This window comes from Mesorhizobium sp. M00.F.Ca.ET.216.01.1.1 (genome assembly GCF_004010325.2).
Taxonomy (GTDB): domain Bacteria; phylum Pseudomonadota; class Alphaproteobacteria; order Rhizobiales; family Rhizobiaceae; genus Mesorhizobium.
Window position 1 is genome coordinate 1 of the sequence record NZ_SADR02000249.1, and the last position, 365, is coordinate 365.

The following is a 365-nucleotide window of genomic DNA, read 5'->3' on the forward strand; positions in this document are numbered from 1 at the left end:
CTCGACTCCAAGACGGCGCATTGGGAGACCGAGGAAGCCAACACGCTGATGACCAACTTCCTGACCCAGCACCCGGATATCCAGGGCGTGATGGCGGCCAATGATTCGATGGCGCTCGGCGTCGTCAAGGCGATCGACGCGGCCGGCAAGTCCGGCAAGATCAAGGTGGTCGGCTTCGACAACATCCCGGCCGTCGGCCCGCTGCTGAAGGAAGGCAAGATGCTCGCCACCGTCGAGCAGTATGGCGCGCAGATGGCGGCCATGGGCATCGACTACGGCTTGCGCGAACTCGCCGGCGAGAAGTTCTCCGGCTGGGTCAAGACCGACGTCAAGCTGATCACCGCTTGAGGCGAGCCTAGGCGCCG

At 64.4% G+C, this 365-nt stretch carries 1 protein-coding gene; it reads left to right on the forward strand.

Annotation, left to right across the window (positions count from 1 at the left end):
- Nucleotides 1–348: substrate-binding domain-containing protein (locus tag EN859_RS35960; protein ID WP_135913654.1), on the forward strand; the 348-nt coding region annotated here is incomplete at its 5' end.
- Nucleotides 349–365 lie beyond the last annotated feature (17 nt).